Source organism: Microbacterium sp. NPDC079356 (genome assembly GCF_049545465.1).
Taxonomy (GTDB): Bacteria; Actinomycetota; Actinomycetes; order Actinomycetales; family Microbacteriaceae; genus Microbacterium; species Microbacterium gawkjiense.
The window spans coordinates 630,862-656,919 of record NZ_JBMWDN010000002.1 but is presented as its reverse complement, the minus strand read 5'-3'; the positions used below and the strand labels follow the sequence as shown (position 1 = coordinate 656,919).

At 68.5% G+C, this 26,058-nt stretch carries 18 protein-coding genes; 9 read left to right on the top strand and 9 right to left on the bottom strand.

Annotated features, from left to right (window positions below; all coding sequences use genetic code 11):
• Positions 1 to 63 precede the first annotated feature (63 nt).
• Positions 64 to 1,605 carry a DEAD/DEAH box helicase gene (locus ACPEH0_RS07925; protein ID WP_366213521.1) on the top strand — a complete coding sequence of 514 codons (1,542 nt, stop codon included), beginning with the start codon at positions 64 to 66 and terminating at the stop codon, positions 1,603 to 1,605.
• A 76-nt stretch (positions 1,606 to 1,681) separates the two neighbouring features.
• Here the strand turns inward: ACPEH0_RS07925 and ACPEH0_RS07920 are convergent, their stop codons facing one another.
• The 3 genes from ACPEH0_RS07920 to ACPEH0_RS07910 form a co-directional block, all read right to left on the bottom strand.
• On the bottom strand, positions 1,682 to 2,080 hold the full coding sequence (locus tag ACPEH0_RS07920; RefSeq protein ID WP_366213522.1) for a hypothetical protein: 399 nt from the start codon (positions 2,078 to 2,080) through the stop codon (positions 1,682 to 1,684).
• Positions 2,081 to 2,082: 2 nt separating this feature from the next.
• Positions 2,083 to 2,535: an adenylyltransferase/cytidyltransferase family protein gene (locus ACPEH0_RS07915; RefSeq protein WP_311860634.1), complete on the bottom strand. Its 453-nt coding sequence runs from the start codon at positions 2,533 to 2,535 to the stop codon at positions 2,083 to 2,085.
• Positions 2,536 to 2,630: 95 nt separating this feature from the next.
• A complete protein-coding gene (locus ACPEH0_RS07910) occupies positions 2,631 to 4,736 on the bottom strand; it encodes a glycosyltransferase family 4 protein (RefSeq protein ID WP_366213523.1) in 2,106 nt (701 codons plus the stop codon).
• A 326-nt stretch (positions 4,737 to 5,062) separates the two neighbouring features.
• On the opposite strand from ACPEH0_RS07910, the gene ACPEH0_RS07905 reads away from it, so the two are divergent.
• From ACPEH0_RS07905 to ACPEH0_RS07875, 7 genes are all read left to right on the top strand, one after another.
• Positions 5,063 to 5,983 (top strand): glycosyltransferase family 2 protein, encoded by a 921-nt coding sequence (locus ACPEH0_RS07905; protein ID WP_366213524.1) that lies wholly within the window; start codon positions 5,063 to 5,065, stop codon positions 5,981 to 5,983.
• 35 nt (positions 5,984 to 6,018) lie between these two features.
• Positions 6,019 to 6,966 (top strand): glycosyltransferase family 2 protein, encoded by a 948-nt coding sequence (locus ACPEH0_RS07900; protein WP_366213525.1) that lies wholly within the window; start codon positions 6,019 to 6,021, stop codon positions 6,964 to 6,966.
• A complete protein-coding gene (locus ACPEH0_RS07895; RefSeq protein WP_366213526.1) occupies positions 6,963 to 7,700 on the top strand; it encodes a CDP-alcohol phosphatidyltransferase family protein in 738 nt (245 codons plus the stop codon). Before ACPEH0_RS07900 ends, ACPEH0_RS07895 begins: the two co-directional genes overlap by 4 nt.
• Positions 7,690 to 8,640 carry a glycosyltransferase family 2 protein gene (locus ACPEH0_RS07890; protein ID WP_366213528.1) on the top strand — a complete coding sequence of 317 codons (951 nt, stop codon included), beginning with the start codon at positions 7,690 to 7,692 and terminating at the stop codon, positions 8,638 to 8,640. Before ACPEH0_RS07895 ends, ACPEH0_RS07890 begins: the two co-directional genes overlap by 11 nt.
• A 67-nt stretch (positions 8,641 to 8,707) precedes the next feature.
• Positions 8,708 to 9,433, top strand: coding sequence for a DUF4352 domain-containing protein (locus tag ACPEH0_RS07885; protein ID WP_366213529.1), 726 nt, complete (start codon positions 8,708 to 8,710; stop codon positions 9,431 to 9,433).
• Between the two features lie 149 nt (positions 9,434 to 9,582).
• The gene (locus ACPEH0_RS07880) at positions 9,583 to 15,183 is read left to right on the top strand and encodes a PKD domain-containing protein (protein ID WP_366213531.1); all 5,601 of its coding nucleotides are present in this window, start codon (positions 9,583 to 9,585) and stop codon (positions 15,181 to 15,183) included.
• A 22-nt stretch (positions 15,184 to 15,205) separates the two neighbouring features.
• Positions 15,206 to 16,306 carry a glycosyltransferase gene (locus ACPEH0_RS07875; RefSeq protein WP_366213532.1) on the top strand — a complete coding sequence of 367 codons (1,101 nt, stop codon included), beginning with the start codon at positions 15,206 to 15,208 and terminating at the stop codon, positions 16,304 to 16,306.
• Here ACPEH0_RS07875 and ACPEH0_RS07870 read toward each other — a convergent pair.
• Entirely contained in the window at positions 16,303 to 17,304 is a 1,002-nt protein-coding gene (locus tag ACPEH0_RS07870) for a glycosyltransferase family 4 protein (RefSeq protein ID WP_423719436.1), read from the bottom strand. The two genes, ACPEH0_RS07875 and ACPEH0_RS07870, sit on opposite strands and share 4 nt — an antisense overlap.
• A 76-nt stretch (positions 17,305 to 17,380) precedes the next feature.
• Positions 17,381 to 19,825: a right-handed parallel beta-helix repeat-containing protein gene (locus tag ACPEH0_RS07865; protein WP_366213534.1), complete on the bottom strand. Its 2,445-nt coding sequence runs from the start codon at positions 19,823 to 19,825 to the stop codon at positions 17,381 to 17,383.
• Between the two features lie 143 nt (positions 19,826 to 19,968).
• Here ACPEH0_RS07865 and ACPEH0_RS07860 point away from each other — a divergent pair, with 143 nt between their 5' ends.
• On the top strand, positions 19,969 to 21,048 hold the full coding sequence (locus tag ACPEH0_RS07860; protein WP_366213535.1) for an acyltransferase family protein: 1,080 nt from the start codon (positions 19,969 to 19,971) through the stop codon (positions 21,046 to 21,048).
• On the opposite strand, the gene ACPEH0_RS07855 is transcribed toward ACPEH0_RS07860, so the two are convergent.
• From ACPEH0_RS07855 to ACPEH0_RS07840, 4 genes are all read right to left on the bottom strand, one after another.
• Positions 20,975 to 22,267: a hypothetical protein gene (locus tag ACPEH0_RS07855; protein WP_366213536.1), complete on the bottom strand. Its 1,293-nt coding sequence runs from the start codon at positions 22,265 to 22,267 to the stop codon at positions 20,975 to 20,977. The genes ACPEH0_RS07860 and ACPEH0_RS07855 overlap by 74 nt on opposite strands.
• Positions 22,264 to 23,658, bottom strand: a complete 1,395-nt coding sequence (locus ACPEH0_RS07850; protein WP_366213537.1) for a polysaccharide biosynthesis tyrosine autokinase — start codon at positions 23,656 to 23,658, stop codon at positions 22,264 to 22,266. The genes ACPEH0_RS07855 and ACPEH0_RS07850 overlap by 4 nt, the downstream gene beginning before the upstream one ends.
• Before the next feature lie 184 nt (positions 23,659 to 23,842).
• Positions 23,843 to 24,979 carry a glycosyltransferase gene (locus ACPEH0_RS07845; protein WP_366213539.1) on the bottom strand — a complete coding sequence of 379 codons (1,137 nt, stop codon included), beginning with the start codon at positions 24,977 to 24,979 and terminating at the stop codon, positions 23,843 to 23,845.
• Positions 24,980 to 24,987: 8 nt separating this feature from the next.
• Entirely contained in the window at positions 24,988 to 26,037 is a 1,050-nt protein-coding gene (locus tag ACPEH0_RS07840; protein ID WP_366213540.1) for a hypothetical protein, read from the bottom strand.
• Positions 26,038 to 26,058 lie beyond the last annotated feature (21 nt).

Genomic DNA, 26,058 nt, shown 5'->3' with positions numbered 1-26,058 from the left:
ACCCGTCTGCGCACTCGCACCCGGGACACCGATCCGGGCGATCACGCCCGAGTTAGCTCTCTCATGACTGAACCCACGTTCGGCACGCTCGGCGTGCCCGCTCCCCTCATCGCCGCGCTCGCCGCGGAGGGCAAGACCAGCCCCTTCCCGATCCAGGTCGACACCCTGCCCGACACGCTCGCCGGGCGCGACGTGCTCGGCCGCGGCCGCACCGGCTCGGGCAAGACGCTCGCGTTCTCGATCCCGATGGTCGCGCGCCTCGGCCAGGGTCTCGCCGGCGGCACCCGCCGCCGCGGCCGCATCCTCGGTCTCGTCCTCGCTCCGACGCGCGAGCTCGCGACCCAGATCGACCGCACCCTCGCGCCGCTCGCCGCGGCCTACGGCATGAAGACCGCCACGGTCTTCGGTGGCGTGAACCAGAACCGCCAGGTCGAGGCCATCCGCGCCGGCGCTGACATCGTCGTGGCCTGCCCCGGCCGCCTCGAGGACCTCATGCAGCAGAAGCTCGTGAGCCTGGACGCCGTCGAGATCACCGTCATCGACGAGGCCGACCACATGGCCGACCTCGGCTTCCTGCCGGGCGTCACCCGCATCCTGAACGCGACTCCGCAGGGTGCGCAGCGCATGCTGTTCAGCGCCACGCTGGACAACGGCGTCGACAAGCTCGTGAACCGCTTCCTGCAGAACGAGGTGCTGCACTCCGTCGACGAGGCGCACTCGCCCGTCGCCGCGATGACCCACCACGTCTTCCACGTGCCCGGCTCCGACGAGAAGAAGGAGCTCGTGCGCTTCCTCGCCTCGGGCACGGGCCGCCGCATCCTGTTCCTGCGCACCAAGCACGCCGCGAAGAAGCTCGCCAAGCAGCTGACGTCGCAGGGGATCCCCTCGGTCGACCTGCACGGCAACCTCTCGCAGCCGCAGCGCGACCGCAACCTCGCCGCCTTCTCGGCCGGCACCGCCCGCGTGCTCGTCGCGACCGACGTCGCCGCGCGTGGTGTGCACGTCGACAACGTCGAGCTCGTCGTCCACGTCGACCCGCCCATGGAGCACAAGGCGTACCTGCACCGTTCGGGTCGCACCGCGCGCGCCGGCGCCGAGGGCGCCGTCGTCACGATCGTCCTCCCCGAGCAGCGTCGCGACGTCGACCAGCTGCTGCGCAAGGCGTCGATCTCAGTCACGCCCGAGACCGTGACCGCGGCATCCGCGTCGGTCGTCGAGCTCGTCGGCGAGGTCGCCCCGCACGTCACGCCGGCCCCCGAGCAGCCGCAGGTCCGTGGTGGTGGGCAGAGCCAGGGCGCCAACGCGCAGCGCAAGCGCGCCGCCCGCGAGGGCCAGGGCGACCGCGGTCGCCAGGGCCAGGGCGGGGGGCGCGGGCGCGGTCAGGGTCGCAGCGCGGAGGCGTCGCGTCGCACCTCCGACGCGCCGCGTCGCGATGCTCAGCCCGCTCGCGCGGCCGGTCACGGCCAGGCCGCTTCGCACGGCGCCCCGAAGGCCGCTCCGACCGGCGGCGCGCGCCGCACCGGCCGTCGCGCCATCGGGGGCGGGTCGCTCACCGTCGGCTCGGTCGTCCGTCAGAACGGCGCCGGCCGCCGCGGCGGTCGCTGACACGCAGGATTTAGGCCGAGAGCCGCATCCCGTCCACCGGGGTGCGGCTCTCGTCGTCCGTTCGGGTCGGCGTCCCTCAGCCCGCGGCATCCGTCGGCGGCTGGATCACGACGCCGGTGACGTCGATCGTCCGACCGGCGATCGCGGAGATGCGGAACACCGTCGCCTGGCGCGGCGTCGAGACGTCGAGCGGCAGGATGACGACCTCGACGCGATGGTCGGCGACGGTCAGGATGCCGTGACCGGGCGCATCGACGAACAGCGAGTACGTGCGCGCCCGCATCGGCGGACCGCCGTCCACGGGGGTGCCGGGCTCGGGGGAGCGCGGGAAGATCCGCCGCACGGTCGGCTGCGGCCGACCCGGGATCTGCCCGCTCTTCATCCGGAGCGGGAACAGAGCGATCACCTGTCCGACGAAGAGCTCGATCATGTCGTCGGGACCCGTCGAGGATGCAGCGTCGTCAGACGCTGCCACGCTCACGCCGACTCGGAACGGACGAGCTCGCGATCGGAAGAGGCGACCTCGAGCGCGCGACGCAGCTGCGTGCTCGAGGTGTGGACGGTGTACGGGAAGTAGACGACCTCGACGCCGACCTTCGCGAACTCGCGCTCGAGACGGTCGCCCTTCTCGGTGCCGCGCCAGTCGTCACCCTTGAAGAAGTGAGTGAACCCGACCTCCCGCCACACGTCGAGCTTGTTCGGTACCGTCTCGATGTGGACGTGGTCGACGAAGCGGATGCCGCGCACGATGTCGGCGCGCTCCGACGTCGGGATGAATGGATCGACACCCTTCACCTGGTGCAGCATCTCGTCGCTGACCACCCCGGCGATGAGCAGATCGCAGTTGTCCCTGGCATGCCGAAGGATGTTCAGATGTCCCACGTGGAACAGGTCGAACGCCCCCGCGGCGTAACCGATACGCACAGTCATCGCAAGCTCCCCAGCAAGCAGACAGATCGAGCCCCAACTCGAACCGGGCCCCCAAAGCCCGATGGGGGGAGACTACACCACGGCGGGGTGGGGCGTCACGACCGCCCAGGAACCACTCGTCGGAACGCTTCGAGGTGATGCACGCCGGCCGCCGCCCATTCCCGCCGGGAGAGATCCGGTGCTCCGCTGACGCTCCGGGACTCCTTCCATGCTCGTTCGATGTCGGCAGCGGTGATCGAGTCCTGGAACAGGTGGACCCATCGCGGACCGCATTCCTTCGCGAGCGCACGATTGACAGCGTTGTCGGGGACGAGCACGGGGCGGTCCAGCGAGAGGGCGGCGAGTGCCGTCCCGCTGTTGTGCATGTGGCGGTACGGCAGCACGATCAGCTCCGCGGAGCGGATCGACGACACGAAGTCCGCGTCGTCGAGGAACCGAGGATCGATCGAGATCCGACCATCGGATGCCGCCGCGGTCTGCAGCGCGGCTGCCAGGTCGGGCGACGTCGGGCGTCCGGCGATGTGCAGGCTCACCGACGGCTCGTCCCACTGAGTGAAGGCGTCTATCAGGTCTTCGACGCCCTTGTAGCGTCTGATCAGGCCCACGTAGGCGACCCGACCCGGCACCGCCGCCGGGTCGGGGTGTGCCGCGAACCAGTCGCGGTAGTGGCCGTGCGGGATGACGGTCTGCGGCACGCCCTCGCGCAGCGGAGTGCGGTCGTTGAGCGCGATGTCGAGCGTGGTCGCCGCGTCGATCCCCGAGAGGACGGCGTGGTCGAATCGCGAGATCCCCTGCGGCCGCTCGAGGTTGTGGACGGTTCGGACCACAGGCGTGCGGGTGATCCGCCATCTGAGGACCGTCAGCGCCGCGAGTGCGCGTCGGCTCCACCGTCCGATGGCTCGGTGCCCGTCGACCATCAGTTCGGGCCAGTGCGCGTGGACGACGTCGTACCGGCCGAGCAGCGCAGTCCGGTAGTCGAAGGTCAGGACCTCGAGGTCGTCCGTCGCACGCAGACTGGTGTGGAGCTGGCTGATGTACGGGTTGGTGGTGGGCTTCGGCACCCCGAAGGTCTCCAGCACGCGGATCGGCGCCCTTCCCCGCCCGGGGCGCAGGGCGTCGTGGTACCACCCCGCAACGAGGTCGGGGAGGCGCCGGGCCGACCATCGGTCGTGAGGCTCGCCTCCCCGGGCGGCGGCCTCGACGAGCCGACGGGCGAGGGATGCGGGGATGTCGCCGTCCAGGGATGCGACATGGGCGTTGCGCTCGGCGAGGGTCGGAGGGCCTCCCAGGGGCAGGCACACCACGGGGCATCCCATGGTGCTCGCCTCGGCCACCACCCAGCCGGCCTGGTCGTGCATCGAAGGGAAGAGGAAGACCTCTGCGCGGGCGATCGCCTCGAGGACTTCCGGCCGTGGCCGGTGACCCGCGAACTCCACCCGCGCGCCCAGGCCGAGTCGCCGAGTCAGCCCCTCGAGTCGCGCACGCTCGTAGCCGTCGCCGAAGATCGTGAGCGTCCAGTCGGCCGCCTCCGGTCGCGCCAGTGCCTCGATCGCCAGCGCCGCGCCCTTCCAGGCGAGCAGTCGCCCCGCGAAGACGGCGTGGCGGGGGCGGACCTCCGCGGCTGCGCGGGTGGGCAGGTCGTCGAGGCAGGCATTGGGTTCGACGACGACCGCGCTGGACGTGCGCCGGAACACGCCGGCGACGTCCGGGTTCTGCGCGACGACCAGCGCCGCGCGGCGCGCTGCGGGCGCGCCCCAGAGGCGCCGGAACAGGCCGGTCGAGAGCGCTCTGACGAGTTCCGTGAGCGTCCCGCGCGCGCCGAGCCACGGGCGGAGGCGACGGATCGGGAGCGTGCTGGAACCTCCGACGGGTCCCCAGACGAGAGGCACGTCGCGCAGCGCGGTCAGCCCGCACGGCATCCAGTCGTTGGCGAAGGTGACGTGGTGCGCGACGTCGAAGCCGACGTTGGCGTGCAACGCGCGAGCGCGACGCCCGAGCGCCTGCTGCCAGAGGGCGTAGTACCAGTAGAGGTCGACTCCGCGACGTTTCAGCCTCACGATGCCGGGGGGCAGGTCGAGGTAGGCGACATGGAGATGGCTCCGCAGTGCCGCATCCGTCGACAATGCGCCCTCGATGGCCTGACGGAACCGCGGCCGGGTGATCACCCAGACGTCATGCGTGCGGGCAGCGGCGGTCGCCATCTGCCAGCCCGCGCTGGCCTCCGGCTCCGGAACCGGACCGCAGGCATAGGCACTGATCAGAATGCGGGCTCTTCCGCCGCGCGCGCGCCCTGTCGACTGTTCCACAAGCCCCCCGTCACCGTGGATGAACCCCGCATCTCTTCTCCCCAGCGAGGTGCGATGAAGGACAGACTAGCGACACCGCAGGTTTTTCAGGTCATACTGTCCCTGGGGAAGGGCGCTTGGGGCGTCCGCGAACATCCGGCTACTTGGGGGTGGCACGAATGACTTCGCTCGTGGGGGAAACGAGTTCTGCGCAGTCGGCGACGAAGGCCGTGAGGGTCGTCATGCCTGTGCACAATGCGGCGAGGTACGTCGCCGCGGCGCTGGAGAGCGTCTTGGACGATTTGCCGGTCGACGGCGAGGTCGTCGTCGTCGACGACGGGTCCACGGACGGCAGCGGCGCATTGGTCGACGCGGTCGCCGCCCGCGACGACCGGGTCACGGTGCTGCGCAACGCCGAGCCCACCGGGGTGTCGCGGGCACTGAACCGGGGGATCACCTTCGGCGAGTGCCCCGAGTTCGTCGCGGTCGCCGAACACGACGACCTCGTCCTGCCCGGTCGTTTCGCCGCCCAACTGGACACGTTGCGGGCTGAGAACTCGCTGGGCGCCGTCTCGGGTGAAGGTCGCTACCTCGGTCCGACGGGGCGCATCGCCGGACGTGTGTCCGTGGGACCGCGATCGCTCGAGGAGTTCCATGAGATGCGCGAAGCGGGTCGCGAGATCCTCATTCCGCATCCGGCGATCATGTATCGGCGGGACGCCGTCACGGATGCCGGGCTGTACGACGCCGATTTCGACGCCGCCCAGGATCTGGAGATCGTGAATCGACTGGTCTACGCCGCCGGGTGGCAGGTGCGCATACTCACGCAGCCGCACGTGCTGTATCGGATCCACGACTCGTCGATGTCGTTCTCCCACATCTCCGCGCAGCGCATGATGACCCGGTACATCGTCTATCGGAACCGAGCGCAGCTCGACGGCGAGGACGTCATCTCGTTCGGCGACTGGCAGCGGGCGAACCAGCCCGATCGGCGCACCCGATGGCGCTGGTACCGAAAGGACACGGGCGCGCTGCGATACCGCCAGGCCGGGCTCGCGTGGCTCAATCGGCGGCCACTGGCTTTCGTGGGCAACATGGTCGCAGCCTCCGTGCTGCATCCGCGGTGGGTGCTCATGAAGCTCCGGGTGGCGCGCGGCCGATGAGCGAGGCACCCTTCGATGTCCCGTCGGCACCTTCCGTGGTGGTCGCAGTGCCCACCTTCCGTCGCCCCGATGACCTGCGGCGCCTCTTGGGCGCCCTCGAGGCGGTGTCGACCCACGCGACGGCGAGCGGTGCCGCCGCCCGGGTGGACGTGCTCGTGGTCGACAACGACCCCGACGGATCGGCGGCGGCCGTCGTCGACGGACGTTCCGGCGTCAGGGCGGTCCACGAGGCCATCCCCGGCGTCGCCGCCGCGCGGAACCGAGCCCTCGACGAGAGTCGCGCCCACGACGTCCTGGTGTTCATCGACGATGACGAGTCACCGGCTGCGGAGGACTGGCTGACGCGCTTGCTCGAGACGGCCAGAGCTCTGAGCGCCGACGCCGTCGCCGGTCCCGTGTCCACCGTGGTCGACGGTGGCCTCGATCCGTGGGTCGAAGCGGGTGGCTTCTTCGCGAGAGGGCACCGCGCACACCTGTCGACCGGAGCCGCCGTCGAACGGGCGGCCACCAACAACCTCCTCCTGGACCTCGATTTCGTGCGCGGCAGCGGAGTCCGGTTCGACGATCGATTCGGGCGCTCCGGTGGCGAGGACTCGCTGTTCACCAGCCAACTCCACCGCGCCGGCGCGCGCATGGTGTGGTGCGCGGAGGCGCTCGTGTACGACCATCTGCCCGAGGCGCGTCGCAGCAGGGCGCACGCGCTCCGACGGATGCGCGGCATGGCCGCTGCCGGGATACGGGTGGGGCTCGTGCTCGCTCCAACGCGGAGCCGTCGTGCCGCGGTCCGGGTGCGCGCGGTGCTCGCGGGCGGTGCCCGCATCGGCGCTGGTGTCGCGAAGTGCGCTACGGGCGCCGTCGTGCGCTCCCAGCGGCTCGACGCCGTCGGCCGCCGAGACCTCATGAGGGGAGTCGGCGCCCTCGAGGGCGCCGCCGGCCGCATCCTCACTCACTACGGCGAACGGGCTCAAGGAGCGACGACATGACGACCACCCCTCTGGCGCCGGCCTCCCTGGCGGAGACGATGAGCCGGCTCCGCGGGGCTCAGAAGGGGCACGCGCGGGGTGCTCCGGCCTACTCCGTTTACGTCAACCGAAGGATTGGACGGCTTCTGGCGGCCGTCGCCTACCGCATCGGCCTCACGCCCAATCAGGTCACCCTGGTCAGTGCGGCTCACACGTTCGTGGGGATCGCCCTGATCGCCACGCTGCCGCCGACCTGGTGGTCCGGCATCCTGATCGGGGTCCTGCTCGTCCTCGGCTACGCGTGGGACTCGGCCGACGGGCAGGTCGCGCGATTGCGGGGCGGTGGATCGATCGCGGGGGAATGGCTGGATCATTTCGTCGACGCGTTCAAGATCGCCAGCCTGCACCTCGCGGTGCTGATCGGGCTCTATCGCTTCGGTGGCTTCGACGACCGCGTGATGCTGGTGCCGATCGGCTTCTCCGTCGTCGCCACCGCGACCTTCTTCGGGATGATCTTGAACGACCTCCTCAAGGGGGCACGCGGGGTCGCGTCCACCCATGTGCGCGCCGGTGGCACCTTCGGAAGGTCCATGCTGCTGCTCCCGACGGACTTCGGTGTCCTGTGCCTGGCGTTCCTGCTGTGGGGTGTGCCGCCGCTCTTCCTGTTCGTGTACGGGGTGCTGTTCGTCGTGAACGCGTTGTTCCTCGTCGCCGCGGCCGTCAAATGGTTCAGCGAGATGCGCCGTGTCGGCTGAGGCGCAGGCGTGGGCCGTCATCGTCGTCAACTACGGCTCCAGCGCGCTCCTCGAGACGAATCTGGTCGCCACGGTGGCGGATGCCCGGCCGGACATCGTCGTCCTCGTGGACAACCCCACCACCGCCGAGGAGCGCGACCGGGTGCGCGCGCTTTCGGCGCGCGAAGGCTGGATGCTCGTCGAGCCTGCCGCCAACACCGGATTCGGCGGGGGCATCAACATGGGCGTGGCCGCCGCCCTCGAACACGGCGCGACGGGACTGCTGCTGCTCAATCCCGATGCACGCATCGACGCCGCATCCGTGCGGATGCTGCGCGCCGAGACGGACCGCGACCCGCTCGCCCTGTGCGCCCCGCGGGTCATCACCCCCGCCGGGATGACCTGGTTCGCCGGCGCCGACGTCGCCCTCAGTGACGGTCGCACGCGCGCGCGGACGAAACGATCCCAGTATCCGGATGACGATGTCTGGGAGTGGCTGACCGGGGCGTGCCTGTGGATGACCGCCGCGCTGTGGCGTCAGACGGGGGGCTTCGACGAGGACTACTTCCTCTACTGGGAGGACGTGGACCTCTCTCGCCGAGTCGTGCTCGCCGGCGGGTCGTTGGTCGTTGCCGAGAACGCGGTGGCGGTGCATGACGAGGGTGCGACCCATCGTGAAGCCGGTCAGAGTGAGCGCAGCAAGTCGGAGACCTATTACTACTTCAACATCCGCAATCGGATGCTCTTCGGCACGCGGTTCCTCCCGAGGGAGGGGATCGAGCGCTGGCGTTCCGCGGTGGGGGCATCCGCTTGGGAGGTCATACTGCGTGGAGGACGCGCTCAACTCCTGCGGTCTCCGGCGCCGTGGCGCGCCTACGTGAGGGGTGTGCGAGATGCGCGCAGGATCGCTGATGCGGCCCTGCGGCAGAACCGTGATGTGACCTCAGCTGGGAGCCACTAGGCTCGGTCCGATTCGTGCGACGCGTCCACTGGGGAGGACGGCACGTTCTGTGGGGGGAGTGACCAGAATGAAAGATGACGAAGCGTTCGCGCGGGACCGCGAGGACCTGGAGCGGGTGCTCAACGAGGAGCCTCGACGCGGGCCCGGTCGTGTCATCATCGCGATCGTCGCTGCAGCGGCGATCGTCGCCGCCATCGGAGTCGCCGTCGCCATCGGCGCTGGCCGCACCGAGACCGATGCGGCCCCGGGCGGAGCCGCGGCGACCACCGTCTCGCCCAGTCCGACCGGTCGGCCGCCCAGTCCAGTACCGAGCCCATCTGCGACCGTGGATGAGTCTGCGACGACACCGAGCCCGGACGCCGGTGGTGAGCAGGAGGCGGATCCCGGTGATCGCGAGACTCTGCCGCCGGCTGAGCTCGACGACGCCGTGGCGGTGCAGGGCGGCCCGGAGGTATCCGTGAGTTCCATCGACGACGTCGACGGTGAGGCAGTCGTGCCCGGCGAGGTGAGCGGGCCGGCGGTTCGCATCACGGTCGAGATCGAGAACGATTCCGACGATCCCATCGACCTGACCACCGCTGTGGTGACCCTTTACGAGGGCGACTCGGGCCTTCAGGCGAATCCGGTCTCGAAGCCGGCGGGCAAGGCGTTCCCGGACGAAGTGGCGCCCGGGAAGAGCGCGGAGGGGGCGTTCGTCTTCGAGCTCCCGATGGATCAGCGGTCCGACGTGCGGGTCGAGGTTGATCTCTCCGTTTCGGACCCGCTGATCGCCTTCGAGGGCGACATCCGCTGACCCTTCGGGGCCGGTTGCGAAATAAAGTTCGCGCTAGGCGACCGTCATAGCGTATGTTGTGCCTGAAATCCTTTGGGGGGATTTCTGGGGATCCGTCCGTACGACGCGCGGCGCGCGTATGCACGGACGCACATTAGGGGATGCAAATCGTGGGGACGATTTCTGTGGGCCGGACGGCCCTGTCGATGATGATCGCGATCGTGGTCACGGTCGGGCTGGCCTTGGGGCTCGCGCCGACGGCCGCCGCAGCGGCTGACCCGCCGGCTGCCGCGGCGGCGGACACGTTGCCCGAGACGGTGTCCGCAGACTCGCTGCCGACGGTGCAGATCGACAGCGGCGTCGTCTGGTCTCAGGTCATCGTGGGGGACACCGTCTATGCCGCAGGTCAGTTCTCGAACGCTCGGCCCGCCGGTGCTGCGCCGGGAAACAGCCTCACGCCGCGCGGGAACATCCTCGCGTACAGCCTGACCACCGGGGCACTCATCACGTCCTTCGCGCCGAGCTTCAACAACCGCATCAATGAGATCGCTGCATCGCCCGACGGCACGAAGCTCTACGTCACCGGCTCCTTCACTCAGGTGAACGGTCAAAGCCGGGCCCGTTTCGCGGTTCTCAACATCCCGACCGGCACGCTCGTCAGCGGCACGGCGGGGCTGAACAGCATCGGCAAGTCCCTCGCCGCCACGGCGGACGGGGTTTTCGTCGGCGGGTACTTCACGTCGGTCGCGGGCAAGGCGAAGCAACGCATCGTCAAGCTGAACGCCGCCGGCACCACCGTGCAGCCGTTCGAGGTCCCCGTCGACAACGGGCAGGTTCAGAGCGTCGTCACCGCGGGTGACCGTGTGGCGATCTCCGGCAACTTCACCTCGGTGGGTGGCAGCGACAACCCGGGCTTCGGTCTCTACCTGGCGGACGCGACGACCGGCGCGGGCTTGCCGCTTCCGGCCAACACCCAGGTACGCAACGGCGGAGACGCGGCGGGATTCATGAGCCTCGCGAGCGACGGGACGAAGTTCTACGGTTCCGGCTGGCACTACGGCGGCACCGGCAACGTCGAAGGCACCTTCGCCGTCAGCTGGGCGGACGGCTCGATCGTCTGGATCGAGGACTGCCACGGCGACACCTACGACATCGCGATCGTCGGCGACATCGCCTACTCCGCGAGCCACAAACACTACTGCGGCAACAGCGGCGGATTCCCGCAGACCGACCCGTGGACCTTCTACCACTCGACGGCGTGGACAACGGATGCCCGTGGCACCAACACCGGCGACATCTACGGATACCCCGACCACCCGGGAACCCCGCGTCCCGAGCTGCTGAACTGGTTCCCGCAGACCACTCCCGGCACGTTCACCGGAACGAGCCAGGCGGTCTGGACCGTGACGGGTAACTCGAAGTACGTCATCTACGGCGGTGAATTCCCCAGCGTCAACGGAGCCCGTCAGCAGGGCATCGTCCGCTACGCCGTTCGTACCATCGCGCCGAACCAGCAGGGACCTCGCCTCTCGGGCAGCGCGTGGAACTTCTCGGCGAAGTCCTTCAGTTCCGGCGAAGTCCGTGTGAAGTACCAGACCAACTGGGATCGCGATGACACCTCGCTGACGTACCGCGTCTACCGCGACTCCGAATCCTCGACGCCCATCGCTGAGAAGACCATCTCGACGGTGTTCTGGAAGCCGCTGTCCGAGACCTTCACCGATAAGGGCCTCGAACCGGGCAGCTCGCACAGGTATCGCGTGGTCGCCTCCGACCCGAACGGCAACGTGGCGAGGTCCAGCTGGATCACGGTGACTGTGTCGGACGCTGCGCTCAGCGACTACGCGAGCGAGGTGCTCACGGACGACGCGGCACACTTCTGGCGATTCTCCGACAGTGACACCGCGACTGCGGCCGACTGGGCGGGCACGTCCGATCTGACCGTCAACGGCGCCGTGACTGCATCCGCCGGCGCGATCCTGCCGGATGCCGACACTGCCAAGACATTCGACGGGAACACTTTCGCGGCGACGGCGACCCCCGTCACGGGTCCCGACACGTTCACGATCGAGAGCTGGGTGAAGACCTCGTCGAGGTCAGGCGGCAAGATTGTCGGTTTCGGCAGCAACGCGACCGGTGATTCGGGCAGCTACGACCGCCATGTCTACATGGACAACGACGGTCGCATCTGGTTCGGTGTCTACCCCGGAGGCGTGCGCACCCTGAACTCCAGCGCCGGATACAACGACGGGCAGTGGCACCAGATCGTGGCGAGCATGAGCTCCGAGGGGATGAAGCTCTACATCGACGGCAAGCGTGTCGCCCAGCGTGCGGACACAACCACGGGCCAGGGCTACTCCGGGTACTGGAAGGTCGGCGGCGACAACATTGGCGGTTGGCCGAACCAGCCGTCCTCGAGCCGCCTGAACGGCACGATCGACGACGTCGCGGTGTACGGTGACGCCCTCACGCTCCGTGAGGTCCAGTCGCACTACCGTGCATCGGGTCGCACGCTCGACGTGCCGGAGGCGCCGACGGATGCGTACGGCGCACTCGTCTACAACGCAGATCCGGACCTCTATTGGCGTTACGGCGAGACCTCGGGGATGAATGTCGCCGACAGTGGCATCCAGAGCCAGCCGGGCGCGATCGCCGGCACCGTGACCCGCAACGTCCCAGGCGCCATTGCCGGGACGACGGATCCCGCCATCACGCTGTCCGGATGGTCGAACGTCTACTCAATGACCCAGTTCGGCACCCCAGGTGCGTTCTCGCTCGAGACGTGGTTCAAGACGACGTCCACCCAGGGAGGCAAGGTCATCGGCTTCGGTGACACGCAGTCCGGGACATCGTCGAACTACGACCGTCACGTTTACATGGAGGACAACGGGCGGCTCGTGTTCGGCACGTGGACGGGGCAGGCGAATACGATCACGTCGGAGCGCTCCTACAACAACGGCCAATGGCACCACCTCATGGCCACCCAGGGGGCAGGCGGCATGGCCATGTACGTGGACGGTGTCCTGGTGGGCACCAACCCGCAGACCTCCGCTCAGGCCTACAACGGATACTGGCGGGTCGGCGGTGACACGACGTGGGGCTCGTCCTCCCCGTTCCTCGCCGGCAGCTACGACGAGACAGCGGTGTACAGCCGAGCGCTGACGGCATCGGATGCGGCGCAGCACTACAGCGCCGGCTCGACAGGTCAGACGCCGAACATCGCGCCGACCGCCCAGTTCACCTACTCGCTCGACCACCTGAAGGCGTCGTTCCAGGGCTCCACGTCCTCGGACGCGGACGGGACGATCGCGTCCTACGCGTGGGACTTCGGCGACGGCAAGACGTCGACGTCAGCCGACCCTACCCACACGTACGCATCCGGTGGCGACTACACGGTGAAGTTGACGGTGACGGATGACGACGGCGCCACGAACACGACGCAGATGCCGATCACGGTCGTCGCCAATGTCCCGCCGACTGCGCAGGCTGCGTGGAGCGCGACCGGGCTGGACGCGACGTTCTCGTCGTCGGGTTCGGGAGACTCCGACGGTTCCATCGCCGGGTTCAACTGGGACTTCGGCGATGGCAAGACCGACACGACTCCGTCGCCGAGCCACACGTACGCCCAGGCGGGCTCCTACACGGTCGTCCTGACGGTGACCGACGACGACGGCGCGACCGATACGGTTTCGCTCGACGTCGTCGTTGCCGAGCCGGCGAACGTCCCTCCCACCGCGGCGTTCACGCCCACCGTCGATGGTCTATCCGTCTCGGTGACCGGCGCAGCATCCGCCGACAGCGACGGCACGATCGCCTCGTATGAGTGGTCCTTCGGTGACGGGGGCACGGCCACGGGTGTCACCGCCTCTCACGCCTACGAGCAGTCGGGCGATTACACGATCACCCTGAAGGTCACAGACGACGACGGGGCGACCGATACGAAGACGGCCAGCGTGACCGTGACCGCACCCGCGACCGCGACGCCTTTGTTCCGCGACGAGTTCTCGCGAACCGCGGCCACGGGTTGGGGCACCCCGGACATCGGAGGGCCGTGGTCGCTCCGCTCGACGGCGAGCCGCTACTCGGTGGCGGGCGGCAGCGGCAACCTGATCGTGCCGAAGGCCACGACTCTCTATGCCGACGCCACGTCGGTCAGCATCGATCGGGTGAGGGTGGACGCGACGTTCTCGGTCGACAAGCTCGCCGAGGGCACCTACGTCGGTGTCGTCGGACGCCAGATCGGGGCGGACTCCTACGTCCTCCGTGTGCGGATCGGCGCTGACGGGTCGGCGCGCATGTACGTGCTCCGCAACAACTCGGTGGCCATCGGTTCGTCGTTGTTGCTGCCGTTCACGGTGCAGGCGGGGCAGAAGTACAACGTCTCGTTCGTGGTCGCCGGGACATCGCCCACTGCGCTCAAGGCAAAGGTCTGGGCCGCGAGCGGATCGGAACCGGCGTGGCAGCGCGAGGTGACCGACGGAACGGCAGCGCTTCAGGCATCGGGTCGGATCGGCGTCTTCGGATTCCTTCCGTCCGCGGTGACGAACGATCCCGTGATGGTGTCTTTCGACCGCATCGTCGCCATGGACCCGGATGCAGCCATCCCGACAACGGACAACGTCGCACCGACGGCCAAGTTCGTGCACACCGAGGCCGGACTCAAGGTCGACGTGGACGGCTCGGGCTCGACGGATGGGGACGGTCGGATCGTGTCGTACGCGTGGCAGTTCGGTGACCCGGCCGCCAGCACCGGCACGGGGGCCACCGCTTCGCACACGTATTCCTCACCGGGGACCTACACCGTCCGTCTGACGGTGACCGACGATGACGGCGCGAGCGCCACCGTCACCCACGATGTGACCGTGGCGGCGCCTGCGGCCAACGCGGCGCCCAAGGCGGAGTTCAGCTCGACGCCGACAGGTCTGGCGGTCGCCGTCGACGGCAGGGCCTCCACCGACTCGGACGGCACGATCAGTTCGTACTCCTGGAAATTCGGCGACCAGGCCGGTGGGACGGCGACCGGCGCAACGGCGTCTTACACCTACGCGTCAGCCGGGACCTACACGATCACCCTCACCGTCACCGATGACGACGGTGACACTGCGACGAAGACCCACGACGTCACGGTGACAGCACCGACGGCCGGAGACGCCCTGTTCGCCGACTCCTTCGAACGGACCGCGAATGCTGCCTGGGGGACGTCCGATAGTGGTGGGGCGTGGACGACACGAGGTACGGCGAGCCGATTCTCCGTCGCCCAGGGGGTGGGCGCGATGTCCGTGGGTGCGGGCACATCGCTGTACGCAGACACGCCGGTCATCGACAGCACCTCCACGAGGCTGAGCGGATCGTTCACGATCGACAAAGTGAACGAAGGAATGTACGTCGGATTCGTCGCTCGACGGGTCGGAACGACGCAGTGGATGGTCCGAGCCCGGATCGCCGCCAACGGCACCGTCAAGCTGAACGTCCTCCGCGGCGAGAGCGTCTCGGTGGGTGCCGCGGTCGCGCCCGCGGGCCTGACGATCGCTGCAGGGCAGACCTATCGGTTCGTGGTCGATACGAAGACCACGACCGCGACGGCCATCTCCGCCAAGATCTGGAAGGCCTCCGACGCGGAACCCTCCGCGTGGCAGATCGAACGCAGCGATTCGACGGCTGGTCTCCAGAGTGCCGGTTCATTGGGCGTCTTCGGGTACCTTCCCAACGCCGCGGCGAACGTCCCGGTCGCGCTGTCGTTCGACGACGTCAAGATCGTGACGGCACCGTGACCACGGGGTGTGTGCGAGGAGAATGACCCCGACCGCCGAGACGATGCGCGTCGTCCAGCTCTACGAGGTAGTGCGGACTGCGCATCTGGAGCGGGCCGCGGCGATGATGCCGCGGCCCGTCATCCTTTACCGTCGCACCCGGTATGACTTCGACCCCGCTCTCGCCCATGCCGTCGACGCGCAACGACGCAGCCTGTGGGGGATGGTTGTCTTCGCGCTGACGACGGACATCGACGTGATCGAGGTGAATGAGCCGCTGGCGGGGGATTCGTCGCTGCCGAGCGTCGCCTTCGCCGCCGGGGCGCGACTGCGGGCGGCTGCACGGGGCCGGACGCGTCCGCTCGTCGTCTCGTACGCGATCGAGAATCTCGAGCCGGCGACACTGATTCGGAACCTTCCCGTCAAGGCCCGATGGCGGCACCGGCTGCGTCACCTCACCACGCCGCTCCTCTGGCGGTGGCTGGACCGTATCGTCTACGGCACCGCGGGCGCCCAGAGCGTCTACGCGACGGCGTTCGCGCGGTCGGCGCATCGGCCGCTGAGCAGGTTGATCGAAGCCCTCCCGGCGGCGATCGACGGCGTCGACGCGCCGCGCGAGCGGGAGATCGTCTTTCTCGGAGACCTGTCCGAACGGAAGGGGTTCCCTGAGGTGCTGGCGGCGTGGCCCGAGGTGCGCCGCGCGGTTCCCGACGCGCGCCTGCTGGTGATCGGGCGCGGGGAGGGGGTCGAAAGGGCTCTGGCTCTCGCCGGCGCGGATTACAGGGTCACGGCCCTGATCGATCCCCCGCGGGCTGAGATAGCCCGCCGACTGCGTTCGGCGAAAGTGCTCGTCCTCCCGTCCCGCCGGCGTCCGCTCTGGCGAGAGCAGGTCGGACTGCCGATCGCGGAGGGGCTGGCGAACGGTTGCCTGGTCGTGACCACCACGGAAACGGGCATCGCGGCTTGGCTTCAGCAGCACGAGCACTGGGTCCTGCCCGAGCCTGCCGTCGGCGGGCGACTCGTCGAGGCGCTGGTCGCCGCGGTGACGAGCTCTCGCTCTGCCGGTGACGTCCAGGCCGCGCTGCCCCTCGTCGATGGCAGGGAGGCAGCGCAACGGTGGCTGCACAGGCCACCCGATGCCTAGCTCTCCGTGACGATCCTCGCGATCCGTTCCGCCAGATGTGCGGTCGTGAAGCCGCCCTCGACGTGGGCTCGGGCGCTGGCCACCACCGAGGCGGATGCGGGATCGTCCAGCGCCGCGAGCGTTTCGCGAGCAACGGCGTCCGCATCACCCACCTCCACCATGCGGGCCGCTGAGGTCCCGCCGAAGTAATCGTCCATGCCCGGTGTCCGCGTGATGACCAGGGGGCGCCCGGTTGCCATCGCCTCGAGTCCGACGGTCATGCCTGAGACGTGCAGGTTGGGTCGCGTCGCGAGGGAGACAACGGAAGCCCGCGCGTAGAGGTCGCGCAATTCGACATGCGTGAGGTAGGGGATGACGGTGACGCCCTCGGGCGGTGAGAGTGTGGTCCTGCTCTGCACCACGATCTCCACATCGGGGCGGTGTCGGCGGAGTATCGCCATCGCTCGCAGCAGGGTCTCCGGGTCCCGGTCGCGGTCCCCGCCGACGCTGACGACCAGCGGACGCTCAGGGTAGGGCGCTCGTCTGAAGAACTCGTGGTCGACACCGAATCGGACGTAATGCACGGGGGGACCATCCGGTCCGAGGAATTCGACGAGCGGGGCCATCTGCGCCTGAGACAGCACCCACAGCCCGTCCATACGGCGCAGTGCACGACGCATGCCACGGAACGCCGCCTCGCCGCGGCGCGCAACGCTGTCGGTGAGCCAGACGACGCCGGAGTACCGCGCGCTGAGGCCCACCGAGGCCGACAGCAGCGCGCCGGCGTTCTCATCCCACGTCACTCCTACCGGTCGCGAGGGCCGACGCGAAGGCGGCATCGCGAGGATGATCCGACGCGCGGCCCGGGTGAGGGTCGTTGCCGGTGCGAAGTTGCGTGCGATAACCCGCGGGAGGTGTGCGTCCAATCTGTCGAGGCCGTAGGGCCAGCGATCCGGCGCGGTGCCACTGGCGTGACGATCAGCCCACGCCCCGAGATCACGGGCGGCAGGGTAGAACACGACCGTGCTCTCACCGCCCTCAGAACTCACGATCACATCGTAAGCTCCGAGGGCCGTGCCCGGTGATGGGGGCCCGTCAGTTCAACGGTATCGAGAGCGCACCGGGATGCTTCGTGCCCGCAGCGACGCCAATGGAGGACGCAATGCTCCCCGGCAGGCCGGCGAGCGTCGCGCGAGGCGCGCTGACCACGTCGCTTCGCACGGTCAGCGTCGACGTGACGATGGGTTGTCCGACCCATAGCGCCGACTGCTTGTCGTTGCCCGTGAAGACTCGAAGCTCGGTCAGGTCGTTCAAGCCCTCCGTCCCCGACGCCCCGTTCGCCCAACAGGCGAAGTTGGCCGGAGTCGTGTCGGCGGGGCGGTGGTAGACGTTGTTGTCCATCGAGATCCCGACGGCCGCGCCGCGGAGCTTGCGTTCCTCGTCCTGCGCCAGGATGGGGCATCCGCTCGACTCCGCCCCGAACGACACGACGTTGTTGCGGAAGGCGACATCGTCGAGAACCCACGGCACTGTCGAGGCGAGGGCTGCGGACGGCTGCCGGCGTGCGTCCTGACTGAAGGAGACGGCGCGCCAGGACGAAGAGATGGTGTTGTTCCACACCTCGACGTCGCCGCTGTTGATCACGTTGATTCCGATGCGGTTGCCCGCGAGGTGGTTGTCCGCGATGACCGCCTTCTCGCTGAGTTCGATCTGCACACCGGTTGTCGTGTTCCCGGTGACCGTGTTGCCCGTGACACGGATGTCCCGGGAGTTCACGTCGAACCACACCCCCGCGCTGGAGTTGTCGGCGACGATGTTCCGCTCGATGCGGACCCCGTTCGCATTCGTGATCTTCACGCCCCCGGACGCCGGTGCCGGCTTGAACTGCTGGGTGTTGTTGCCCGACACGATCGAATCGACGAGGGTGACGTTCGTCGATTTGTCGAGCCCCAGCCCCATGAGGCCGTTGCCCGTCAGCGTTACCCGCCGGAAGTGCTTGTCGTCGTTCCAGCCGTAGACACCGATGGTGGCGTTGTCGCGGACGACCAGGTTCTCGAGGGTGATGTCGTCCACTTCGGCCGTGACGGTACCCATCATCGAAACGGTGGTGGCGTACCGCTGGATGCCGAAACCACGGAGCGTCGTGTTCATGCCCTGAATCTTGAAGGCGCGCGCGATCGTGCTCGCCTCGACATCCTTGCCGGTCGGGTCCGACCCGATCACGAGTCGCTTGCCGACTTCGTCGACGTAGAACGTGCCTGTTGTGACGGCGCCCGCGGACCCGACCTGGCGGAGCGGCTTGTCGTTCACCCATACCTGGTCCGGATGCCCCGCAAGCGGGTTGGTGTCGTCGACGAAGCGGCGAGTGTCGTCCTGATCCCGATTGAAGGACACTCGGTGGTCGAATATGTGGTTCCATCCCGACGTGACCCAGGTCTTGCCGGACTTCTTCCACCCGGTGACCCGCGAGCTTCCGTCGAACCAGACGGCCTCGCCCGGGTAGGCCTGGATGGTCAGCGCCTTCTTGAACCCCACATAGACGTACTCGCGATAGGTCCCACCGCGCAGGACGATCGTGGACCCCGTCGGTGCCTTCGATGCCGCATAGGCGGCGCTGCCGTACGGATCCTCCTTGGTGCCCGATCCCGTCGGTGTGCCCTTTGGTTCGACGTAGATCGCCCGCGCGGGCACGGGGTACGTTGCGGTGCCGACCGGCATACTGCCGACGGTCGAGTCGGTGCCCGGCGTCGGCGGCTTCGTGGGTGTCGTCGGCTTGGTCGGTGTCGTGGGCTCGGTCGGCTTCGGCGGTGCCACCGGAGGAACCGCATCCGTCAGGCTGACGTCGTCGATCCGAACCGTGTTCGCGGAAGAACTCGCAGAGAGGTAGGACGCGATGGCCGGGTGACCTGCGCGTGTGATCCGATTCTTGCCGGTGTCGTCGACTCTGATCTGCCAATCGGGCTTCTTCGCACCTTCCGCCCACATCCGGGCGCGGAGCGTGACGGGCGAAGAGCCCGAGAGGGCGAACTCCGCTCGGATGCGGGTGTTCGCGGGAAGGCCTCTGACCGTCTTCGACGATCGCAGCACGACTTCCCGGCCGGTGCTGCCGTCATAACGGCTCACCCACAGGCTGACGCCGGTCACGCCGAACCGGACGCGCGCCTGGTAGGAGGACTTGCCGTCGGAACGAAGCGTCAGCGAGGTCGTCGAGCCATTGCCCTTCGACGTCGCCTTCTGCGGCCAGATCGTGGCGCTGAATACTGCGTCCCTCGTGGAGATCTTGCGCAAGGACTGAGCGGTGCCTCTTCCGGGCGTGAGGGCGATGACAGCCGCGCCGTCCTTCACACTCGTGGAGCGGGGTGAAGAGACGGCCCACGAGTCACCCCATCCGGAGGCGACGGTCCGCGTGAAGGCGTCGCTGACCCGTATCGGGGCGGCGGCGGTGGCCGCGGTGGAGGAGCCGATCGAGATCAGAAGGAACGCGGCGAACGTGGCGAGGAGCCGGAGTCGACCGCGGCGGGGCGCAGAGGAGCGTGTCATCGTCGATAACCCTTGGGGGGAGGGGTGTGAGTGGGGAGTGCTCATCTGAACATGGGGAGGCCAGATGGACTGAGGATATGAGACACTTTTCATCTGTCGAGGGGTGGCAGGGGAGCGGGCGGACTGATAGAGCCGCATCGACGTTGGGGGTCATCGTTTCCGGATTTTTTTGGCGGCCGCCGCTGCCGCTGGGTCAGGGACGCGTCGACTGGGTCGATGCGGGCAAAGGTCTCGCGATCGCCCTTGTCGTCCTGTTCCACTCGGCGCGATGGCTCGCCGGTGTCGTGGGAGACGTCTCCGGGTGGATCTGGGTCAACGACGTGCTCGCGACGATGCGGATGCCGCTGTTCTTCACGCTGGCCGGTCTGTTCGCAGCCAAGTGGGCGACGGCGCCGCTTGCTCAGCTCTGGGACGTCAAGCTGCGATTGTTCGTGTGGGTGTTCCTGATCTGGGAGGTGCTCGGGCTCGCTCCGTATCTGCTGGGACAGGCCGTGCACGGGGTGGACATCAACCTGCGCCGTGAACTGTTCGACACGGCGATCTCGCCGATCGTCCCCCGCTTCGAGTTGTGGTTCATCTGGGCGCTCGCGCTGTTCTTCCTCCTGAACAGGGCGCTGCGCGCAGTCCCCGCCGCGTTCTCGGTGTGCGGCGCTGCGATCCTCTCGATCGTGGCCTTCACCGACGTGCTCCCCCTCCCCTCCCCGAGTTGGACGGGCGTTTGCAAGTACTACGTGTTCTTCCTCGTCGGCATGTTCGGCAGGCGGATGCTGTTCGCCTATGCGGCTCGCAGTGGCTGGGCCCTGCGCACGCTCATCGTCGCGTCGTGGCTGGCACTCGCGCTCACCATCACCGTCTTCGACCTCGGCAGTATCCCGGGCGTGTACCCCGCCCTCGCATGCGTGGGGGTGCTCGCCGGGATCGCGCTCAGTCAGGTTCTGCAGCGATCCACGGCTCTTGTCCGGCTCGGCTCGCGCACACTGCCCGTCTACCTCGCGCACACGCCGATCGTCATCCTGGTGATCGCTCCGCTCGCGCTCGTGGCGCAGAACCCCCTCGTCCGCACTGCGGCTCCGTTGTTGCCGCCGGCCGCAGCCATCGTCGCGATCGTTTTGTCGCTCGGGCTTCACCGGCTGTCGGTGCGGGCGCCTTTCAGGTATCTCTTCGCGCCGCCGCCGCGACTGCTCGTCTCGGGTCGCGCCGGTCCGACGACCGCTCCGCGATGACGGCAGCGACGGGGACGGCGAGGACGACGAGGGCTAACGGCAGCGTCTTCATCGCCGAGATGGCAGGGCTGAACGCCAGGTCCCACCCGAGCCTGACTGCCAGGTAGATGCCCAACGCCGTGCAGGTGCCGTCTCGCAGCGCGCGCTCCAATCCCACCCCCGCGATGATCGCCATCAGCGCGCACACCGCTAGCCCCCCGAGGCCGAACCAGAGCCAGAAGTCGCCCAGCATGGAATGGACCTCGATGCCGCCGCCGAACATGAATCTGTCGACATAGTTGTTGTGCGGGTCGTAACCGATGGCGGCCATCGAGGATTTCGCGGCGGTGATGTCGGCAGGGGAGGCGATGGTGCCCGAACCCATCCCGAGCGGGTGGAGGCGGATCAGCGCATCCGACGCCGCGATCTCGGGTCTGCCACCGAGCAGGAGGGATCCCGATTCGTCGATCTGGGCCTGAGTCCGGTCTTTCGTCGCCTCGCCGAAGAATCCATCGAGGATGGCGGCCTGCGCGATCTGGAAGACAGCGACGCCGAAGAGAGCCACGCCGACGATGTTCCCCACACGCCGCCGCGTGGCACCCGTCGCCGTTCCGATCCTCTGCCAGACCAGGACCACGGCCGCGAGGAAGAGCATCGCAGTGTTCGACCGGGAGTCGTTCAGCGCACCGACGACTGCGAGGCCGAAGACGACGACGAGCTGCGGCATGATGCGGCCGTGTCGTGCTGCGAGAGCCATCAGGAGGATGGTCAGCGGTATGGAGAATGTGAACCTCCAGCTGACAGGACCACCCAGGTCGGCGGCTATGCCCAGCGTCATCCCGAAGCCGAAGGCGATCGAAACGGTCGACGAGCCGACGACGCTACGGGCCCACAGCAACCCGCCGACGGCGCCGAGGAGGCACAGCGCCAGTGCGCTTCGTTCGACCATGGCGGACGGTGAGACCACCCGCTCCGCCGCCATCCACCACGTCAGCAGCAACCCCGCTCCCGCCGCAGCCACGAGGAGGACGGCCAAAGTGACGAACAGGCGGGCCTGACGCAGGAGGGGCAACCAGAGAGGCAGAAGCATCAGGCCCAGCACCCCCCCGATCGGGGCGTTGTAGGGGAGTGTGAGCCGCAGTCCGACGATGAGGCACAACCCGACGGCGATCACCGGTTCCGCGGTCCATTGCCTGTCGAGGAACCGGACCCGCGTCGATGCCTCGGCGGCCCGAGTCACGCCCGCGGTTTCGATTTCTCACCCCTCCGCCAGCGCCACGGCTGCGAGCTCGAGTGTTCGTTGTCGTAGTAGGGGCTGGAGTCGACTCGCCGGACGCCGTTGAGAACGACGCCGAGGATACGCGTCCGCGTCGATTCCAGCTCGTCGAGCGTCCGTCGCAGCGCTTGTCGCTTCGTGTAGCGGTAGCGCGCGACGACCAGGATGCCGTCCACCACCGGGGCGAGCCAGAGCGGATCGCTCACCGCGAGAACCGGCGGGCTGTCGATCACCACCACGTCGAACCGCACTCGAGCGTCGTCGACAAGCTGTCTGAGGTGATCCGACGTGAGCAACTGGCCGGGGTTCGGCGGGATCGCGCCGCTGGCGAGCACGCTCAGATTGCTCGTGGCCCAGTGCTGGACCGCATCGGCGAACTCGATGTCGCCCACCAGGATCGTCGTCACCCCGACCCCTCCTTCGAGACCGGTCATCTTCGCGATGGAGCCACGTCTCAGGTCGGCGTCGATGAGAAGTACTCGCTGCCCCTGCTCGGCGAGGATGAGGGCAGTCGACAGGGCGACCGAGGACTTCCCTTCGCTGGATGTCGCGGAGGTGATCAGGATCACGCTGGTGTCGCCGTCGACGTTGGCGAATCGGAGGCCGGCGGCCACACCGCGAATCGACTCGGCCGCCAAGCCCGTCTCGGACCTCCGTACCGCGTCGGGCAGTGTGGACCCGTGGGTCACGCCGGTCACCTCGCCCAGCACCGGCGTCTCGGTCACCGAGGCGACGTCCTCGCGGGACTGCAGTCGCGTCGCGAGCAGTCGGCGCAGCCACGCGTACACCATGCCGAGGGCGAGACCCGCGAGGGCTCCGGTCAGGATGAGCAGTCGAGAGTTGGGCGCGATGGGAATACGGGACTCGGTGGCGGGGCTGATCGTCTCGATCCGAACCGCGGACGCGGAGTCACTCGTCTGGGGCGAGAGGCTCTCGACGGCGTCGGCCAGCTCAAAGGCGATCGCGTTGGCGATGGCGACCGGGCCGGACGGGGTGCCGCCGGTCACGGAGATATCGAGCACCGCGGAATCCAACGGTGTATCGACGACGACTTGACGCGACAGCGCCCGCGGTGTGATCGCGAGGTCCAGTCGATCGATCACAGGCTGCAGAACGACGGGGGAGGTGGCGACCAGGGCGTACGTCTGAACGAGACTCTGCACGTAGTTCGAGCCCTGCACGAGTTCGGCGGTGCTGTCACCCCGGGCGGGGAGGACGACCACAGACGCCTGGGCGCGGTAGACATTGGGTTGCGTCTCGGCGTAGCCGTAACCGATGCCGGAGCCGAGGAGTACAAGTACGACGATGACGAACCACTGCTTCCGCAGCGCGAGGAAGTAGTCATTCAGGCTCATCGATCGACCTCCGCCCCCGGTGAGCCTGATCGCTTCGGAGGGTCGATGTCATCCACCACGATAGGTACCCCCAAGATTCCCGTCCGCTCCGACGGCCGCGGCGGAGACTTCCCTTGCCCGCATTGTACGGGGTGGCCCGCATCGCCGACCGCCCGCTGCCGTGGCGCCGGACGCACTGATCGCGTCACTGCGACCGGATCGCTCGTTCGACATGACCGCGCACGGCGGCCCGGTACGCTGCGGGAGCGTGGCGGCGCAACGCCTCGGCGCGGCTGGCCTCGACATCGGACGTCACGGCCGGCCACGAATCAGTGATCTCCCGCAGTCGTGCGGAGATCGCCGCAGGATCGTCGACCGGCACCATACGCGCCGTCGTGTATCCGTCTGCCGCCTCTCGGAGGCCACTCGTGTCGGAGACGATGACGGGCCGGAGACCCAGCACGGCTTCGACGGCGGTGTTGCCGAAGGGCTCGTCGATCCGCGAAGGGACGACGACGACGTCCGAGGCGGCGACGAAACTCCAGACATCGGAGTGGAAGCCCGCGAAATGGACCGACAGGAGGTCGGGTGCGGCCGCGGCCCGGGCGCGCAGTTCCTCGCCGAACCACTCGTATCCGGGGAAGACGTCCCCGAGGAGGGTGAGCTCGACCCGTGCACCGGTCTCGGCGTGCAGTGACGCCGCTGTCATCGCCACATCGGGCCCCTTGCGGGGCGATAAGCGCCCCATGTACAGCACTCGGAGCGATCCCTCCGGTGCAGGACGGGGTGGCAGCGGTTCGGCAGGGCTGTTCACACCGTTCAGGACGATGTGCGACCGGGCGGCGAGTCCGGGAAGCGCACGTCGGATCGTCGCCCTGCTGAATCGGCTGTTGACGAGGACTTCGCGTGCCAAGAGGTGTGGGGCGTAGAGGACCCTGTTCATCAGAGTGCTCCCCGACGCCTCCGCTTCGTGCACGTGACTGATGACGGGGATGCGTCGAAGGCGCGCGACCAACGGCCACAGGGGGAGGGTGATGGTGCTCACGTACACGGCGTCAGGACGGACGCGTCGGAGGATGCGCCAGGCGGAAACCAGTCCGCGAGACGTCTCTCCGATCAGGCGCCCCCAGGCCGAGGGGCGGAGCAACGCTTTGCGCAGCACCAGACCCGGCGCGATCACGACGGTCGCTCCGAGGGAGCGGAGTCCACTGACGAGTGGGCCGCTGGTGGGAATGACGACCACGACTCGCGCGCCGCCCTCGCGGAACCCCGCGACCGACTCGAGCAGCATCCGGTCGGATCCGAACAGCTCTGCGCCGGGGTGCGCGACCACGATGGTCATCCGCGCTGTCACACCACACCGGCCAGGTCGAGGATGGCGCTCATCGCAGCCTCGGCTGCTGAGGCATTCGGGGCCGGATCGTGCAGTCGCCGATCATCGTGTCGGGCGCGCACCGTGGCTGCGAGGTCTGCATCGTTGACCCCTTCGATATGCGGCGGGTGCGGGCAGGTGGCGAAGGTCACAGAGGTCTTCGCGGCGCTCGGCACGAGCACCGGGGTGCCGAACGAGCCTGCGACGAGAGCGGCGTGGGCGTTGGTCGTGAAGACGATCCCAGCGGCCGCGAGGACGCACACGATCTCATCAGCGTTTAGACCGAAGAGGGTATCAGCCCCCGTGCGCTGAGCTGCGGCAGTGAGGGCGCGCTCCTCGTCGGGTCGGGCACCGAGCGAGAGTACGGCGACGGGGAGGCCGTGTAGTGAATTGAGTACCGCCTCCACACGCGCCTCCGGCCAGCCGTGAGCTCTCGCCGCCTGGAAGACGACGAGCGGCTCCTCCACATCGAGGAGATCTCGCACGATCTGTCGACCGCGTTTCGCCGCGGCTCGCTGAGCGGACAGGGCAGGATGGGCGAAGATCATGTCGGGGGCGACGACGATGCGGTCGACATCCAGCCCCAAGGCCCCGATCTGATGGGCGGCGTATGGGGTGCGCGCCCATACGCCCTTGAGCCGACTGACCGCGGCTTGCACGCGCGTGTCCGGTGCGAGCCGACGAGCCCCGACCGAGACGAGGGCTGTGGGTACCCCGGTGATCCAGTCGTCCTGCGGCAGCCACACGCCCGGACCACGAAGGTAGTGCCGGCGCCGGAATGCCTCGACTCGCAGGCGGACCCAGAAGCCGTGACGCTCCGCCTCGGGAACCGCCATGTGATCGAGGGCGACGGTCGTCGTGTCGAGTCGTAGGAGGTCGCCACCGCCGACGAGCACAGCGTCGGCGTTCGAGTGCCTGAGCGCACGGAGGGGGCGGATCGGCTCGCCGGCGACCGTGGTGCCGGTGATGGGTGCGAAGTGCGTGATGTCCGCGGGCAACCCGATGCGTTGCACCAGACGAGCGATCACGCCCGGGTACAGCTGGTCGCC

Bases quoted from the DNA above. Each gene is read 5' to 3' on its own strand.
- ACPEH0_RS07925 (WP_366213521.1), top strand. From the start codon at position 64: ATGACTGAACCCACGTTCGGCACGCTCGGCGTGCCCGCTCCCCTCATC.
- ACPEH0_RS07915 (WP_311860634.1), bottom strand. From the start codon at position 2,535: ATGACTGTGCGTATCGGTTACGCCGCGGGGGCGTTCGACCTGTTCCAC.
- ACPEH0_RS07910 (WP_366213523.1), bottom strand. From the start codon at position 4,736: ATGGCGACCGCCGCTGCCCGCACGCATGACGTCTGGGTGATCACCCGG.
- ACPEH0_RS07905 (WP_366213524.1), top strand. From the start codon at position 5,063: ATGCCTGTGCACAATGCGGCGAGGTACGTCGCCGCGGCGCTGGAGAGC.
- ACPEH0_RS07895 (WP_366213526.1), top strand. From the start codon at position 6,963: ATGACGACCACCCCTCTGGCGCCGGCCTCCCTGGCGGAGACGATGAGC.
- ACPEH0_RS07885 (WP_366213529.1), top strand. From the start codon at position 8,708: ATGAAAGATGACGAAGCGTTCGCGCGGGACCGCGAGGACCTGGAGCGG.
- ACPEH0_RS07875 (WP_366213532.1), top strand. From the start codon at position 15,206: ATGACCCCGACCGCCGAGACGATGCGCGTCGTCCAGCTCTACGAGGTA.
- ACPEH0_RS07865 (WP_366213534.1), bottom strand. From the start codon at position 19,825: ATGACACGCTCCTCTGCGCCCCGCCGCGGTCGACTCCGGCTCCTCGCC.
- ACPEH0_RS07850 (WP_366213537.1), bottom strand. From the start codon at position 23,658: ATGAGCCTGAATGACTACTTCCTCGCGCTGCGGAAGCAGTGGTTCGTC.
- ACPEH0_RS07845 (WP_366213539.1), bottom strand. From the start codon at position 24,979: ATGACCATCGTGGTCGCGCACCCCGGCGCAGAGCTGTTCGGATCCGAC.